The sequence below is a fragment of the Janthinobacterium sp. TPC_1 genome (genome assembly GCF_056037845.1).
Genome location: NZ_CP195157.1, coordinates 223006 through 239495, shown reverse-complemented (window position 1 = coordinate 239495; position 16490 = coordinate 223006). Strand labels below are relative to the sequence as shown.

12 protein-coding genes and 3 pseudogenes are annotated in these 16490 nt (G+C 60.7%); 3 read left to right on the top strand and 12 right to left on the bottom strand.

Going from position 1 to position 16490, the window contains the following annotated elements; all coding sequences use genetic code 11:
* Positions 1–47: 47 nt before the first annotated feature.
* The 8 genes and pseudogenes from ACQVLG_RS01180 to ACQVLG_RS01145 form a co-directional block, all read right to left on the bottom strand.
* The gene (locus ACQVLG_RS01180) at positions 48–479 is read right to left on the bottom strand and encodes an ExbD/TolR family protein (RefSeq protein ID WP_170840419.1); all 432 of its coding nucleotides are present in this window, start codon (positions 477–479) and stop codon (positions 48–50) included.
* A 105-nt stretch (positions 480–584) separates the two neighbouring features.
* Positions 585–1013: an ExbD/TolR family protein gene (locus ACQVLG_RS01175; RefSeq protein WP_230539717.1), complete on the bottom strand. Its 429-nt coding sequence runs from the start codon at positions 1011–1013 to the stop codon at positions 585–587.
* A 3-nt stretch (positions 1014–1016) separates the two neighbouring features.
* Entirely contained in the window at positions 1017–1946 is a 930-nt protein-coding gene (locus ACQVLG_RS01170) for a MotA/TolQ/ExbB proton channel family protein (RefSeq protein WP_230539716.1), read from the bottom strand.
* Between the two features lie 89 nt (positions 1947–2035).
* Positions 2036–2692 (bottom strand): energy transducer TonB, encoded by a 657-nt coding sequence (locus ACQVLG_RS01165; RefSeq protein ID WP_077407913.1) that lies wholly within the window; start codon positions 2690–2692, stop codon positions 2036–2038.
* Positions 2693–3231: 539 nt separating this feature from the next.
* The gene (locus ACQVLG_RS01160; protein WP_230539980.1) at positions 3232–4833 is read right to left on the bottom strand and encodes a SpoVR family protein; all 1602 of its coding nucleotides are present in this window, start codon (positions 4831–4833) and stop codon (positions 3232–3234) included.
* Positions 4833–6102, bottom strand: a pseudogene (locus tag ACQVLG_RS01155) (YeaH/YhbH family protein). Before ACQVLG_RS01155 ends, ACQVLG_RS01160 begins: the two are co-directional and overlap by 1 nt.
* 69 nt (positions 6103–6171) lie before the next feature.
* Positions 6172–8095, bottom strand: a pseudogene (locus ACQVLG_RS01150) (PrkA family serine protein kinase).
* A 327-nt stretch (positions 8096–8422) separates the two neighbouring features.
* A complete protein-coding gene (locus tag ACQVLG_RS01145; protein WP_474292498.1) occupies positions 8423–8554 on the bottom strand; it encodes a hypothetical protein in 132 nt (43 codons plus the stop codon).
* A gap of 95 nt (positions 8555–8649) precedes the next feature.
* On the opposite strand from ACQVLG_RS01145, the gene ACQVLG_RS01140 reads away from it, so the two are divergent.
* The gene (locus tag ACQVLG_RS01140; RefSeq protein WP_474292497.1) at positions 8650–9681 is read left to right on the top strand and encodes an adenosine deaminase; all 1032 of its coding nucleotides are present in this window, start codon (positions 8650–8652) and stop codon (positions 9679–9681) included.
* Positions 9682–9704: 23 nt separating this feature from the next.
* Positions 9705–12240, top strand: a pseudogene (locus tag ACQVLG_RS01135) (ABC transporter permease).
* 12 nt (positions 12241–12252) lie between these two features.
* On the opposite strand, the gene ACQVLG_RS01130 reads toward ACQVLG_RS01135, so the two are convergent.
* Genes ACQVLG_RS01130 through ACQVLG_RS01120 form a run of 3 tightly spaced genes read right to left on the bottom strand, consistent with a single transcriptional unit; the run spans position 12253 to position 14530 of the window.
* Positions 12253–12972: a response regulator gene (locus ACQVLG_RS01130; RefSeq protein ID WP_474292496.1), complete on the bottom strand. Its 720-nt coding sequence runs from the start codon at positions 12970–12972 to the stop codon at positions 12253–12255.
* Positions 12939–13262 carry a hypothetical protein gene (locus tag ACQVLG_RS01125; RefSeq protein WP_474292495.1) on the bottom strand — a complete coding sequence of 108 codons (324 nt, stop codon included), beginning with the start codon at positions 13260–13262 and terminating at the stop codon, positions 12939–12941. The genes ACQVLG_RS01130 and ACQVLG_RS01125 overlap by 34 nt, the downstream gene beginning before the upstream one ends.
* An 11-nt stretch (positions 13263–13273) precedes the next feature.
* On the bottom strand, positions 13274–14530 hold the full coding sequence (locus tag ACQVLG_RS01120) for a sensor histidine kinase (RefSeq protein WP_230539711.1): 1257 nt from the start codon (positions 14528–14530) through the stop codon (positions 13274–13276).
* A 197-nt stretch (positions 14531–14727) separates the two neighbouring features.
* On the opposite strand from ACQVLG_RS01120, the gene cqsA reads away from it, so the two are divergent.
* Positions 14728–15975 (top strand): alpha-hydroxyketone-type quorum-sensing autoinducer synthase, encoded by a 1248-nt coding sequence (gene cqsA, locus ACQVLG_RS01115; protein ID WP_474292494.1) that lies wholly within the window; start codon positions 14728–14730, stop codon positions 15973–15975.
* Between the two features lie 9 nt (positions 15976–15984).
* Here the strand turns inward: cqsA and ACQVLG_RS01110 are convergent, their stop codons facing one another.
* Positions 15985–16449 (bottom strand): MarR family winged helix-turn-helix transcriptional regulator, encoded by a 465-nt coding sequence (locus ACQVLG_RS01110; protein ID WP_474292493.1) that lies wholly within the window; start codon positions 16447–16449, stop codon positions 15985–15987.
* Between the last annotated feature and the right edge of the window lie 41 nt (positions 16450–16490).

Below are 16490 nucleotides of genomic sequence, written 5' to 3'. Positions count from 1 at the left end.
AGGAAGTCCTGCCTATTCGGATGTAAAGAGAACCTGATTGCTGCAGCTTACTGGAATTGCTCGTTGCCGACCAGACCGATTTTAGTCACGCCCAGACGCTGCGCCGACGCCATCACACCGGCGACGACTTTGTATTCCACCAGCTTGTTAGGACGCAGATGCACTTCCGGCTGATCTGCTTGCGCAGCAACGTTGCTCAGCTTGGCTTCCAGCGTATTACGATCAGGTACGACCTGATTGTCCCACAAGATAGTGCCATCAAAATCGACATCGATCGTGACGACCACTGGTTCGGTTGTCGGTGGCGGCGGGGTGCCGACCGGCATGTTCAGGTTCACCGAGTGGTTTTGCTTAGGAATCGTGATGATCAACATGATAATCAGCACCAGCATCACGTCGATGAGGGGCGTCATGTTCAGTTCCATCATTGGTTCCGGATCCGCGCCTGCTGCGCTTCCCGAACCGACATTCATACTCATAGTGTTTCCTTTAAGAAGTCCAACGAAGCACCGGGCGAAACTGCCGCCCGGCAAGCTTCCTTCAGTGGCGCCCCCATGTTGCCGGGACGCCGCTGTCAGTCGCTATCAGCCCTTGTCAGGTGGTTCGGTGATGAAGCCGACCTTCTGGATCCCGGCACGTTGGGTCGTGTAAATAACCCGGCCGATCGATTCGTAGCGTGTTTCTTGGTCGCCACGAACGTGTACTTCCGGCTGCGGTACTTTCACTGCTTCAACTTTAAGATAATCGAACAATTCGTTCGTGTCTCTCAGTCTGGTCTGGCCCAGGTAAATCTCGCCATCCTTGTTAACAACGATGTTAACGTTTTGCGGCTTGGTTTGAAGGGCTTGGTTGGCCTCGATCGGCAGATCGATTTTCTGCAGCTTGAGGACAACCGGACTGGTGATCAAGAAAATGATCAGCAAAACCAACATGATGTCGACAAGCGGCGTCGTGTTGATTTCTGACATTACCTGATCTTGTTCTCCGCTGTCGGAGCCGACGGACATCGACATGACTTATCCGATCTTTTTAGCGCCGGCAGCACGGCCAGCTTCGCTGGTGGACATTACGCCGGAAACCAGAACCGAGTGAACGTCGGCGCTGAACGAGCGGATGTCTTCCATTGCGGTTTTGTTACGACGAACCAGCCAGTTGTAACCCAGAACGGCAGGAACAGCGACCAGCAGACCGAAAGCGGTCATGATCAGTGCTTCACCAACTGGACCTGCCACTTTGTCGATCGATGCGTTACCGGTCATGCCGATAGCGGTCAGTGCGTTGTAGATACCCCAAACGGTACCGAACAGACCGATAAACGGTGCGGTCGAACCAACGGTTGCCAGGAACGACAGGCCATCTTGCAGACGCGATTGGACTTTGTCCGAAGCGCGCTGGATCGACATCGTTACCCAGGTCGACAGATCGATTTGTTCCAGCAGGGCGCCGTCATGGTGAGCCGTTGCCTTGGTGCCCGATTCAGCGATGAAGCGGAATGGCGAACCTTCTTCCAGGGTTGCCGAACCAGCAGCGATCGAAGGTGCTTTCCAGAATTTGGCAGCGGCTTCTTTAGCTTGCTTGAAGATCTTCATTTGATCGATCAGCTTGGTGATGATGATGTACCAGGTACCGATCGACATGATGACCATGATGATCAGGGTGGCGCGTGGCACGAAGCCGCCGTCCCACACTGCTTGCAGGCCGAACGGGTTGTGGACTTCTTCGGTTTTGGCTGGAGCGGCTGCATCAGCGGCTGGAGCGGCTGCGTCTGCTGCTGGAGCGGCTGCATCTGCAGCAACTGGTGCTGGTGCAGCGTCTGCCGCAGGAGCCGAAGCGGCAGCCGATGCTGGCGCGTCAGCGAATGCCGGAGCTGCTACCAGAGCGGTAGTAGCGGTAACGGACAACAGAACCGCGGCAAAAAATGCGGACAAACGGGTATTCTTAAACATGCTTCCTCCAAAATTAAAAATAAAAATAGATCGCTGAACGTAATGACAACGAAATCATAGTGTGAGACAGGGGATAACTGTCTCGGGTTTTAATCCAGCGACCAAACGTATTGCATTTGCTGCCAGCCTTGTTCCGGCTTGCCGTCAACTGTTGCCGGCTTAAATGTACAGCGGCTGATACCTTGCACCGCGGCTTTGTCCAGGTCCCTGAAGCCGCTGGACTTCACGATCTTCGAATCAGCGACCTTGCCGTCTACACCGATCAGGAACGACAGTGTCACCACACCGGTTTCCTCGTTACGCTGCGACGACTTTGGATAAGCCGGTTTTTCGCAGACGCTGAAGTCAACCACGGCCGGCGTACGCACCGATTTGGCTGGTCCAGGAGTTGGCGCAGGCTGTGCAGGCGGCGTTGGCGGTGCCAATACATTCGATGCTGGCTTCACGGCAGTCGCATTTGCAATCACGTTCTGCTGTGGTGGCGGCTGCTGCACGTTCACCTCGACTGGCGGAATGAATGGCGGCGGTGGCGCCTTCATTTCTGGCGGCGGTGGTGGCGGTGGAAGATCCTTCGGTGGAGGCGGTTTGACTTCCTCGATAATCTTGGTTTCAACCGGTTCCATCATTTTGGTGACCAACCGCTTGCCCAAGCCCGTCACGATCCCGTAAGCCGCGAGAACGTGCAGCAGGACAACGATAGTGATGCCTGTGTAGTTCTTGGGACTTTTCTCGTTCGAAAAATTCATGCCTGCTTTCTCCAAATACCATCTCTTGTCTTGCAACTGAACCCCAAAATGACGACACAAAGCTCCAGCCGTATCCGGGACGTCGCCGAATTATACATACGAATTCTTTATTTTACACAGATTTTTAACGCCTAAAACCGGTTAAATTTTTGGCGCTTTTGCGCCCTGAAAACGTACTTGCTTATGTCATCTTTGCACGCTTTCGGACAGAAAAAAAGGCGGTCTTATCGGTTTTTTACAGCCGTTTTGGGCGACCGCTGCTAAGTTCTCCGATGTGCCGATCTGGCGGAATTATATTTCGTGATATCCAATATGGAAACTGCTAAATTTGGAGAAAAATCTTTCTTTTTGGAAATGTTTTGGCTCGGAACCAGACCACTTAGCCATCCGCGCGCACCAAACAGGTGCGCAATGAACTTCACCCAGGTCAAAAAAGGCGCTCCCGGCGGCCCATTTGACGCCGCCAGGCCATACTGAATTCCTATGTAGGCATAGGAAACGCTTATATTCTTGCCATTGATTATTATCAACAAATCATTTCATGGCCGGACAACGGGGTCGTCGCGCCGGTTGCGCTTCTCGCGCCGGCAATTCAGGGTGCCCAGAACGGCGCCCTGCGGGTCGACCGTATCGAGGTGCACATCGAAGCCCCACAGCCGCGCCACGTGCTTGAGCACCTCGGCCGCCTGCTGGTTCAGCGGGCGGCGCTGGAATTGCGTGTGGCGCAGGGTCAGGGCGCGGTCGTCGCGCGTATTCACGGACCACACCTGGATGTTCGGCTCGCGGTTGCCCAGGTTGTACTGCTCGGCCAGCTGCTGGCGCACGTAGCGGTAGCCGGCATCGTCGTGGATGGCGGAAATGGCCAGCTTTTCATTCTTGTCGTCGTCGAGCACGGCAAAGAAATGGAATTCGCGGATCAGCCGCGGCGACAAATACTGGGCGATAAAGCTTTCATCCTTGAAATTGCGCATGGCGAAGTCCAGGCTCTTGCGCCAGTCGCTGCCGGCCATGTCGGGGAACCAGGCGCGGTCTTCGTCCGTCGGATGCTCGCAGATGCGGCGGATGTCGCTCATCATGGCGAAACCCAGCGCATACGGATTGATGCCGCTGTAGTACGGACTGTCGATGGGCGGCTGGTAGACGACGTTGGTATGGCTTTTGAGAAATTCCATCATGAAGCCGTCGCCCACCACGCCTTCATCATATAACTGGTTCAATATCGTGTAGTGCCAGAAAGTGGCCCAACCCTCGTTCATGACCTGGGTTTGCCGCTGCGGATAGAAATACTGGGAAATCTTGCGCACGATGCGCACCATCTCGCGCTGCCACGGTTCCAGCAGCGGCGCGTACTTCTCGATAAAGTACAGCAGGTTTTCCTCGGGTTCGGGCGGAAAGCGGGGCGCGGCCTTGCGCTGGTCGTCCTCGTCTTCATCCTCGTCGCGCCGGGGCAGGGTGCGCCACAGCTGGTTGATCTGCGACTGCACATAGGCTTCGCGCTCTTTCTGGCGCGCATATTCCTTCGCCATCGACAGTTTCGCCGGCCGCTTGTAGCGGTCCACGCCATAGTTCTGGATGGCGTGGCACGAGTCGAGCAGCAATTCCACGGCATCGACGCCATGGCGCTGCTCGCATTCGGCGATGTAATTCTTGGCAAACACCATGTAGTCGATGATGGCGTCCGCATCCGTCCAGGCGCGGAACAGGTAATTGCCTTTAAAAAAGGAGTTATGCCCGTAGGCCGCATGCGCGATCACCAGCGACTGCATGGTCAGGCTGTTTTCCTCCATTAAATAGGCGATGCACGGATTCGAGTTGATGACGATCTCGTAGGCCAGGCCCATCTGGCCCCGCTTGTAGCTTTTCTCGGTGGACAGAAAATGCTTGCCGAACGACCAATGGTTATACGAGACGGGCATGCCGACGGAAGTGTAGGCATCCATCATCTGTTCGGCCGTGATGATTTCCAGCTGATTCGGATAGGTGTCGAGGCCGAACTGTTTCGCCACGCGGCGGATTTCCTCGTGGATTTGCTCGATCAGTTCGAACGTCCATTCCGACTGCTCGGGCAAGGCGTTCGGGTGGCGCAGGCGCACGAACGGTTCGCCCGGGGTATTGCTGGCGCGGTCAAAGGCTGCACTCATCATTTCACCTGTTTCTTGAACAGTTCGCGGAAGACCGGGTAGATATCGGCCGGCGTGACGATCTTTTGCATGGCGAAATGGGCGTGATGGTCGAGCACGCCCGCATATTGCTCCCACAGGTTTTGCTGCGGGCCGTCCGTGATCTCGACATAGGTGTAGTACTGCACCTTGGGCATGATGGTATTAATTAGGAGCTGGCGGCACAGCACGGAATCGTTGTCCCAGTTGTCGCCGTCGGATGCCTGCGCCACATAGCTGTTCCACTGCCCGGCGCCATAGCGTTCGTCAATAATCGTGTTGAGCAAGTGCAAGGCCGACGACACCACGGTGCCGCCCGACTCGCGCGAATTGAAGAAATCGTGCTCGTTGACTTCCGCCGCCGCCGTATGGTGGCGGATGAAGACCACCTCGATCTTGTCGTAGACGCGCTTGAGGAACAGATATAACAGGATGAAGAAGCGCTTGGCCGTGTCCTTGCGCGACTCGTCCATGGAGCCGGAGACGTCCATGATGCAGAACATCACGGCTTGCGTCATGGGCTTGGGCACCTTGATGCGGTTGCTGTAGCGCAAGTCGAACGGGTCGATGAACGGTATCGCCAGCAAGCGCGTGTGCAGGTGGTGGATCAGGCGGCGCAGCAGTCGTGACCAGCGGGTCGCTGTCGGGCGCGCCTTCGTGCAGCAGTTCGGCCAGGTCTTCCTCGGCCTGCGCCAGCTGCTTGCGGGCACCGCCGCCCACGGCGATGCGCCGCCCCAGTGCGCCGCGCAGGGAGCGCAGCACGTGGATGTTCGACGGCGTGCCCGACATATTGTAGCCGGCGCGCTGGTTCTTGAATTCCGTGGTGGCCGTCAGCTGGGTTTTCACCATGTGCGGCAATTCCAAGTCTTCGAAGAAATAATTCATGAATTCTTCGCGCGACAATTCGAAGATGAAATCGTCTTCCGTCGTCTCGTCGCTGTTGCCCGCCTTGCCCCGCCCGCTGCCGCCGCCGCCCTTGGGCCGGGCGATCTGGTCGCCTTTCAGGTATTCCTTGTTGCCGGGATTGACCACTTCCCATACGCCGCCATGCGCGTGGCCGAACGACGGCTCGCCCACGTCCTTGACGGGGATACTGACCTTTTCGCCATTCTCGACGTCCGTGATCGAGCGCCCCTTGATGGCGCGCCCCACGGCATCCTTGATCTGGCCCTTGTAACGCCGCAGGAAACGCTCGCGGTTGACGGCGGATTTATTCTTGCTTTGCAAGCGCCTGTCGATGAGGTATGTCAAAGGGTGCCTCCTTGCTTCTCGTCTTGCGCGCCCCGCCAGTCTCCGGGCGGGGCGCGCCCGCTGTCCGCGCTACGATGACTTGCGTACGCGCAAGTACCATTCGCATAACAGGCGTACCTGCTTGGCCGTATAGCCTTTTTCCACCATGCGTGCCACGAAGTCGGCGTGCTTGTTGGCATCGTCGGCGCTGGCCTTGGCATTGAAGGAAATCACGGGCAGCAATTCCTCCGTATTCGAGAACATTTTCTTTTCAATCACGGTACGGAACTTTTCGTAGCTGGTCCAGGCGGGATTCTTGCCGCCGTTCGACGCCCGCGCGCGCAGCCCGAAGTTCACGATTTCATTGCGGAAGTCTTTCGGATTGGAAATACCCGCCGGCTTCTCGATCTTTTCCAGCTCATTGTTCAGCGATTCGCGGTCAAAACTTTCGCCCGTGTCCGGATCGCGGTATTCCTGGTCCTGTATCCAGAAGTCGGCAAACGTCACGTAGCGATCAAAAATGTTCTGGCCGTATTCCGAATAGCTTTCCAGGTAAGCCGTCTGGATCTCCTTGCCGATGAATTCCACATAGCGCTGCGCCAGGTGCTCTTTGATATAGGAGAAGTAGCGCTGCTCGAGTTCCGGCGCGAACTGCTCGCGCTCGACCTGCTGTTCCAGTACATATAATAAGTGCACGGGATTGGCGGCCACTTCGGAATTGTCAAAGTTGAACACTTTAGACAGGATCTTGAAGGCAAAGCGCGTCGACAGCCCGTTCATGCCCTCGTCCACGCCCGCGTAATCGACGTATTCGTGCATGGACTTGGCTTTCGGGTCCGTATCCTTGAGGTTTTCGCCATCGTAGACGAGCATCTTCGAGAAAATGCTGGAGTTTTCCGGGTCTTTCAGGCGCGACAGGATGGCGAACTGCGCCATCATGCGCAGGGTGCCGGGCGCGCACGGGGCTTTCACGAGCGAGGAATTGGCGACCAGCTTGTCGTAGATCTTGATTTCATCGGAGACGCGCAGGCAGTATGGCACCTTGACTATATAGATACGGTCAAGAAACGCCTCGTTGTTGCGGTTATTCTTGAAGGTCTTCCATTCCGATTCGTTCGAGTGGGCCAGGATGATGCCGTCGAACGGTATCGCGCCAAACCCTTCCGTGCCCTTGTAATTGCCTTCCTGCGTGGCCGTCAGCAGCGGATGCAGCACCTTGATGGGCGCCTTGAACATTTCCACGAATTCCATCAGGCCCTGGTTGGCCAGGCACAGGCCGCCCGAATAGCTGTAGGCGTCCGGGTCGTCCTGCGCATAGTCTTCCAGCTTGCGGATGTCGACCTTGCCCACCAGCGAGGAAATATCCTGGTTGTTTTCGTCGCCCGGCTCCGTTTTTCGAGATGGCGATCTGTTTCAGCACGGACGGATAGCGCTTGACGACGCGGAACTGGTTGATATCGCCATTGTATTCATGCAGGCGCTTGACGGCCCACGGGCTGGGGATGTTGCGCAGGTAGCGGCGCGGGATGCCGTAATCCTCTTCCAGGATGGTGCCGTCCTCTTCCTCGTTGAACAGGCCCAGCGGAGATTCGTTGACGGGCGAGCCTTTCAGGCAATAGAAGGGCACGTGTTCCATCAGCGACTTGAGTTTTTCCGCGATGGACGACTTGCCGCCGCCCACAGGCCCCAGCAAGTACAGGATCTGCTTGCGTTCTTCCAGGCCTTGCGCCGCGTGGCGGAAATACGAGACGACTTGCTCGATGACTTCCTCGGTGCCGTAGAACTCGCGGAAGGCGGGGTAGATCTTGATGATCTTGTTGGCGAAGATGCGCGACAGGCGCGTGTCGTTGCGCGTGTCGACCAGCTGCGGCTCGCCGATGGCGGCCAGCATGCGTTCGGGCGCGCTGGCATACGTCAGCTTGTCCTTCTTGCACAGGGCCAGGTACTCGGTGAGCGACATTTCCTCTTCGCGGGTGCGCTCGTAGCGTGCTGCATAGTTATCAAAAATGGTCATGTCAATGTCCTTTAATGTAAACCTGAACTGCCAGTCACCATGGCCGCCCGCCTGGCACTCGCCTGGGCTTGCCGTCTGAACTTTTCCTGTACCCCGTACCGATTTTTATTGTTGTTTCAAGCCCGGCTGTCTTTGCGAGTCCGGATTGCCCGGACCAAAAAACTGGCGCTTGATGCCGTGTGCTGACGTGGCCAGCCGGCTTTTTTTCACTGTTGATAGCGCTTGTTGCACCTACCATTACCCCATGAAATTTATTATTGCTCTAAAGGATCAGGAAGTCAAAAGATATGTCAGCATATCCTTAATACTTGTTTGTAAATTGTTGATTTAATTGGATAAAACATCAAATTTTTCATCCATTTCAATGAACTTTTTTGTACCTTTTAAACCATCATACGACAATTCGCCAGTGCGTGCCGGTGCGGGCCATGGCGGCCGGGCGCCGGTGCGGCTGGCCATCTTGCGCTAAGATGCCTGCATGTCCGATGGCCCCGCGCGCCGCGCGTGCGCGTGCGCGAGCCAGCATTGTTATCTTCACCCTATAAGGAACACCCATGATGCACCCCCAATTGCGCGCGATCATCCGCGGCATGCCCAAAGCCGAACTGCATATCCATATCGAGGGCTCGCTGGAGCCAGAACTGATTTTCGCACTGGCAGAGCGCAATGGCGTGCCTTTGGGCTATGAATCGGTGGAACACTTGCGCAGCGCCTATGCTTTTACAGATTTGCAGTCTTTTCTCGACATTTATTACGCTGGCGCAAGCGTGCTCTTGAAAGAGCAGGATTTCTATGACATGACGCAAGCCTACCTGCGCCGCGCCGAAGCCGATAACGTCTTGCACACGGAAATCTTCTTCGACCCGCAAACGCACACGGCGCGCGGCGTGGCCATGGCCGACGTGATCAACGGCATCCACCGCGCCTGCCAGGACAGCCCCGTCAGCGCGGCCCTGATCCTGTGCTTCCTGCGCCACCTGAGCGAGGAAGAGGCGTTCGAGACCCTGGAAGACGCGCTGCCGCACCGCGACAAGTTCATCGGCATCGGCCTCGATTCGTCGGAAGTGGGCAACCCGCCCGAGAAATTCTCGCGCGTGTTTGCCCGTTGCCGCGAGCTGGGCCTGCACCTGGTGGCCCACGCGGGCGAGGAAGGCCCGCCAGCCTACATCCGCACGGCGCTCGACGACTTGAAAGTCGAACGCATCGACCATGGCGTGCGCTGCCTGGAAGACGCGGAGCTGACGGCCCGCCTGGCGCGCGAACAGGTCGCGCTGACCGTCTGCCCCCTGTCGAACACCAAGCTGCGCGTGTTCGACCAGATGCATGACCATAACCTGGTGCAACTGCTCGACGCGGGCCTGCTGGTGACGGTGAACTCGGACGATCCCGCCTACTTCGGCGGCTACATGAACGATAACTTCGACGCCATCTTCGACGCCTTGCCGCTGGGCCTGTCCCACGCGCAACGCCTGGCGCGCAACGGTTTTATCGCCGCCTTCCTGCCGCAGGCGCAAAAAGACGCGTTTCTTGCCACCGTCGATGCGTATTTCGCCCAGCACGCCGCCGCCCACGGCGCCGCACAATAACTGACTATAAAGACCCGCCGCCCATGCTCCGCCTCTCCCTCAAAATGACCGGGCGCGACTGGCGCGCCGGGCAACTGCGTTTCCTGCTCGTCGCGCTGATCGTCGCCGTGGCGGCCCTGTCGGCCGTCGGCTTCTTCGTCGACCGCCTGCGCGCGGGCCTGAACCGCGACGCGCACCAGCTGCTGGGGGCCGACCTCGTCATCAACGCCGACCAGCCCGTCAACGCGGCCTGGCGCGCCGAAGCGCAGAAGCGCGGCTTTATCCTGGCCGACACGGTGACGTTCCCCAGCATGGCGCAGGCGGGCGAGGGCGAGCAATCGACCTCGCAGCTGGCGTCCATCAAGGCCGTCTCGCCCGGCTACCCGCAGCGGGGCAAGCTGAAAATCACCACCAAAGCGAGCGAAGCGCAGGATGCCGTGGGCCAGCCGACGGACCAGGTGCCCGCACCGGGCACCGTGTGGGTCGATGCGGCGATCCTGTCCAGCCTGAACGCGAAGCTGGGCGACACGCTGATCCTGGGCGACAAGGCATTTACGGTCACGCAACTGATCGCCAGCGAACCGGACCGGGGCGCGTCCTTCCTCAATTTCGCCCCCCGCGTGATGCTGCCCTTGAGTGACCTGGCCGCCACGGCGCTGGTGCAGAATGGCTCGCGCGTGTCATACCGGCTGCTGCTGTCGGCGCCGCCCGCCAAGGCGGCCGAGCTTGCGCAATATCAAGCCTGGCTGGAAAGCCAGATCAAGGCGCAGTCGATAAAAGGCGTGCGCATCGAATCGCTGGAATCGGGCAGCCCGCAGATGCAGTCGACGCTGGATCGCGCCGACCGTTTCCTGTCGCTCGTCGGCCTGCTGTCGGCCATGCTGGCGGCCGTCGCCGTGGCCATGGCGGCGCGCCGCTTCATGCTGCGGCACCTCGATGCCTGCGCCATGCTGCGCTGCCTGGGCCTGACGCAAAACCAGGTCACTGCCATGTACGTGATCGAATTCCTGCTGGTGGGCCTGGCGGGCAGCGTGATCGGCGTGATGGTGGGCTTCGGCGGCCACCTGGTGCTGCTGGAGCTGTTGGGCAAGCTGGTGCAGAGCGACTTGCCGCCCGTGTCCCTGCTGCCCGCGCTGCAGGGCGTGGCCACCGGCATGCTGCTGTTGCTGGGCTTTGCCCTGCCGCCGATTTTGCAGTTGCGCAATGTTCCCCATAACCGGGTGATCCGCCGCGAGCAGGAGCCGCCGCAGGCGCTGGCCCTGGCCACGTATGGCCTCGGCATCGCCGCCTTCGTCGTGCTGCTGCTGTGGCAGGCGGGCGACGTGAAACTGGCCTTGCTGACGGCGGCCGGCTTCCTCGGCGGCTTCGGCCTGTTCGCCCTGGCCGGCTGGCTGGGCATCCGCTCGCTGAAAACCTTGCGCGGCGCCTTCAATCACCAGGGCTGGCGCTTTGCCGTCACGTCCTTGCAGCGCCGTCCGGGCGCCACCGTCATCCAGGTGGTGTCGCTGGCCCTGGGCCTGATGGCCTTGCTGCTGCTGACGGTGGTGCGCGGCGACTTGATGGTGGCCTGGCGCAATGCCACGCCGCCCGATGCGCCGAACCGCTTCATGATCAATATCCTGCCCGAGCAGAAAGACCCGATCGCCGCGCGCCTGGCCCAGGCGGGCGTGGCCAATGCGCCCTTGTATCCGATGATACGGGGCCGGCTGGTGGCCGTGAACGGCAACGCCATCACGGACGCCACCTACGAGGATGACCGCGCCAAGGGCCTGGCCGACCGCGAATTCAATCTGTCGACGATGGCGACCATGCATGCAGGAAGAAAACAAGCTGGTGGCGGGCAAGTGGTTCAGCGACAAGCCTGGCGCGCCGTTTGAAGCGTCGGTGGAAGAGGGCATCGCCAGGACGCTCAAACTCAAGCTCGGCGACAAGCTGCGCTTCGACATCGCCGGCCAGCCCGTCGAAGCGGCCATTACCAGCTTGCGCAAGCTGGAATGGGGCTCGATGCGCGTCAATTTCTTTGTCATCATCAATCCGGCCGCCATGGCGGACACGCCGCAGACGTGGATCACGGCGTTCCACCTGCCGCCCGCGCAGGCGGACCTGGGCAATGCCTTGCTGCGCGACTATCCGAATTTGACGGTGGTTGACGTGGGCGGCGTATTGAAACAGATCCAGGGCGTGCTGGACCAGGTGGTGACGGCCGTCGAATTCCTGTTTGCCTTCACTTTGGCCTCGGGCTTGCTGGTGCTGTATGCGGCGCTGATGGGCTCGCAGGACGAGCGCACGCGCGAAGCGGGCCTGCTGCGCGCGCTGGGTGCCACGCGGCGCCAGCTGGCGCAGGCGCAGCTGATCGAGTTTTCGCTCGTCGGCGCCCTGGCCGGCTTGCTGGCCGCATCGGGCGCGGCCGCCATGGGCTGGGCGCTGGCCACGTACCAGTTCAAGTTCGCCTGGAGCTTCGCGCCGGGCGTGTGGGCCTTCGGCTTGCTGGCCGGCGCCCTGTGCGCGATCGCCGGCGGCTGGCTGGGCTTGCGCAATGTCTTGAAGCATCCGCCGCTGCAGACCTTGCGGGAAAGCTAGTTTGCCAACTAACTAAGCGCCCACGCTGTCGCCCGCCTGCGCGCGTAAAAATTGTGCGTAGGACAGAATCGGCTGGCCCAGCTGGTGCGCCGGCACGTCGAACAGGGCCCAGAAATACGTCACGCGGCCCAGGCAGATGGTGGGCGCGGCGCAGTAGCGGAACCAGTTTTCGCCGATGTGCGCCGCGTACATGCCATCGCTGTCGGCGTCGGAAAAGTAGGGAATCACGCGCATTTCCAGCAGCGCCAGCAGCAAGGATTCGGGCGCGTCGCTGTCGCGCGCCATTTCATACTGCGTGTGCAGGCTGCGTTCCGTCTCGATGATCATCAGCCTGGCGTGGCCGTCGCGCGTGAAAAACAGGATGCCGCTGGGATTGGGGAAGATGTAAAACTCGACAAAGCCATGGCGCTGGCACAGCTCGTGCACCACGGCGGCCAGCGCTTCGTCTTGCAGGAAACTATAGTCATGCAGCAACAGCAGGTCGCGCACGGTGTCCGACTGCTGCAGGAAAAATTCGCGCTGCAGGCTGACGATTTCCTGTTCCAGAATGTCGAGCGCATCGTCGTCGCTCTTCTTGATGTAGCGGTCGATCAAGCCCCGGTTGAAGGCCGTCACGGCCATCTTTTCATCGGCCGCCCCCGTAAATAGAATCTTCTTGCACGGCAAGTCGCGCACGGCCTGGCAGAATTCCAGGCCATTCATCTGCGGCATCGAATAATCGACCACCAGCACACGGACGGCACGGCAAAGCGCTGGGCCTGGCCGCTGATGCGCCAGATGCGCTCGATGTCGATGGCGACATTGCAGTCGTTGGGCGCCGTGCTGTGCAGGTCGAAATTCACATGCAGGGGCATGGCGACGCGCTGGTGCGTTTGCTGCAGCCAGTGCAGCGCCGTGCTCGTATCGTGGAAGGTCTTGCGCGCCAGCGCGGGATCGAGCTGGAAAGCCATGCTTTTCAGAAAGGAATCGCTGTCATCGATCAGCACGGTGAGGGTCGGATGGGTGTAGACGGGCAGTTGCATGCGTCACCTTGCTAGGAAATGGGTTGGAAGCGGGCAGGCACGGGCTGGGGAAATTCCAGGATGAAGATCGCATACGCATGCTCGCGCGACACGCAGCGGATGCGCGCCTGCCAGGCGTGGGCGATCTGCCGGCACAGGGCCAGGCCGATGCCGCTGCCGTTGTGCACGGGATACGAATAAAAACGCTCGAAGATCAGCGGCAGGCGGTTTTTCGCGATGCCGCAGCCCGTGTCGATGACCAGCAGGCGGGGCACGGGGCGGGCGCCGTCGATGATGATGCGCACGCGGCCCTTGCCGGCCCGCTGCACGGCTTTCAGCGCATTTCTCAGCAGGTTGAGCAGGATCACCACGCACAGTTCGTCCTGTCCCGCGAACTGGAAGTCGGCGCGCACGTCCAGCGTGACGCTGGCGCGCTGCTTGTTGCCGGTAAACGGATAGCGCTTGAGCACGGAATGCACCATGTCCAGCATCGACAGCACCTGGCTCGGTTCCAGGTTGCGGTTGACGGCGCTGGCGCTGAGGAGGAACAGGTCGATCATGTGCTGCATGTGGCGCACCTCGAACTGGATGCGCGACAGCGCCTCCTGCAGGGGCGGCATGGCCTCGGTCTCGCCGGCCAGTTGCGGCAGCAGGCGGCGCATGCCGCGCACGTTCGCCTCCACGCTGGTCAGCGGCGTGCGCAGCTCGTGCGCCACGGAACCGAGCCCGGCGGCCAGACCCGACAGGCGCTCCTGTTCCAGCACCTTGCCGCCCACTTTCACGACGGAGAGCGCGGCGATGGTGAACCAGTGCACGGGCAGCTGCTGCAGCACCGTGGGCTGCAGCAGGAAGCCGCCTTCGCCCTGCACGATGACGGCCAGGCAGGCGGCGCCCGTGCCGATCAGGTAGGCGCGGCACGCCAGTCTTGTCTCGAAATGAAACAGCACCACCAGGCCGATCAGCAGCGATTCGCTCCAGATGGACGACGCATGGTTCATCAGGAACATGAAGGTAAAGAAGAACGGCAGGATGTAGCTGAGGGCGAACAGCAGGTAGCGCGACAGCCAGCGGGCCGAAAAGCGGCGCGCGAACAGGCCCGCCAGGCAGATGCCCACGCCCGTCAGGCGCAGGGTCAGGTTTTCATAGGCTTGCGGGAAAAAAAACTGCCACAGCAGGTAGTACAGCGGCATGGCCACCGTGCCCACGGCGGCCAGCATGGCAACCCGGGTGGCCAGGTGCTCATGCGGTGCGCGCTCATGCAGCAGCGAATGGAGCAGTGTCTGGCGCACGCGTTGCCGCCAGTATGTCCATCGTCCTTGCCATTGCTGCGTCATGACTCTGCCTTGATGCTTTCCAGAACGTCATCATCGCGTAATTTTTCCTGGTTGAACGACTATCTGACTGGACATTGATATACGTCAATGGACGGGTTGGCAACACGGTCAAGGTTTTAATTTGCAACAAACATTTCCCTAGGAGAAAACTCATGACCATGATGACCAGCCTGCACACCCCGTCGTTTGTCCGCGCTGAACACTGCCTGCCCGATTACATCGTGCGGCGCATGGATGCGCATCACGTCACGCGCATCGAACAATTGCTGGGCGGCCAGCATCCGCATGCCTGGCAACCCACGCCGGCCGATGCCATCTTTCTGGCGGGTAATGATTACCTGTCCATCGCGGCCGAGCCGGCGCTGGTGGCGGCCCAGGTGGCATCCCTGCAGGCGAACGCGGGCGGCATGCTGATGTCGGCCGTGTACTTGCAGGAAGGCAGCGAGCAGCACCGGCTGGAAAGCCGGCTGGCCCGCTACATGGGCTGCGAGGATGGCATCCTGGCGCAGTCCGGCATGGCGGCCAACGTCGGCTTGCTGCAGTGTATCGCCGGCCCCGGCATTCCCGTCTACCTCGATATGCAGGCCCATGCGTCGCTGTGGGAAGGCGTGCTGTCGGCCCAGGCCCAGGCCGTCGCCTTTTTGCACAACGACATGACGCATTTGCGGCGGCAGGTGGAAAAGCATGGCCGCGGCGTGATCGTCGTCGATGCCCTGTACAGCACCAACGGCAGCCTGGTGCCGCTGCTGGAATTGCTCGACATCGCCGAGCGCAGCGATTGCGTGGTGGTGGTCGACGAGTCGCACTCGCTGGGCACGCATGGCCCGCAGGGCGCCGGCCTGGTGGAGGAATGGGGGCTGGGACACCGCGTGCATTTCCGCACGGCTTCGCTGGCCAAGGCGTTTGCCGGGCGCGCCGGCTTCATCAGCTGTTCCAGCCGCTTCAAGGGATATTTTTTGTCCGAATCGCGCCCCGCCATCTTCAGTTCCTGCCTGCTGGCGCATGAACTGGCCTGGCTGGGGGCGGCGCTCGATTTCATCATGGCCGCCGATGGGCGCCGCGCCGCCTTGCGGCGCCATACGCTGCAGGTGCGCGAAGGCTTGCGCGAGCTCGGCTACAACGTCAGCGACGGCACGGAGCAGATCGTGGCGCTGGAGGCGGGCGGCGAACCGGCCACCCTGGCCCTGCGCCAGGCGCTGGAACGGCAAGGTATTTTCGGCGCCATGTTTTGCGCGCCGGCCACGGCGAAGAACCGCGCCCTCGTGCGCCTGACCCTCAATGCGGGGCTCGACGCGGCGGCCATCAAGCGGGTGCTGGCGGGCTGCGCCGCCGTCCGCGCCGAAACGGGCGTGGAGCAGTGGCCGTCCACGCGGCGCCTGCGCAGGCTGGCGCTGGTGTAAGGGGACGCGTCAGCCGTTGCCGGGCTGGCTGCCGGCTATGTTGGCCAGCAACTGGGACAGCGGGGCCAGTTGCTCCGCGCTGGCGCTGCCCAGCAATTCCTGGCCCAGCGCCTGCGCCGTCGCATCGGCGTGGATCAGCAGGGCTTGCCCCGCCTCGGTGATGACGGCATAGCCGACGCGGGCATCGCGCGCATCGGCCTGGCGCGCCACCAGGCCGATCTTTTCCAGCGGCAGCAGCGAGCGCGTGATGCCGGACGCCGTCAGCGCCAGGCGTTCGGCCAGGTCGATGCGGCGCAGGCGGCCGCCGGGCGCCCGCTGCAGGTGGTACAGCAATTGGTAATCGCTGAAACTGAGGCCATGCAGGTTGCCCAGGATGCTGTCGAAGCGGCGTACCAGCACGGCCTGGGCGCGCGCCAGGCGCAGGCAGAAGTCCAGCGCGACGGCGCCGTCCGGCGGCGGGAGAGGGTGATCCATCATGACGTCCTTTCAATTGGCTGCGAAGTGCTTGAGAGTGC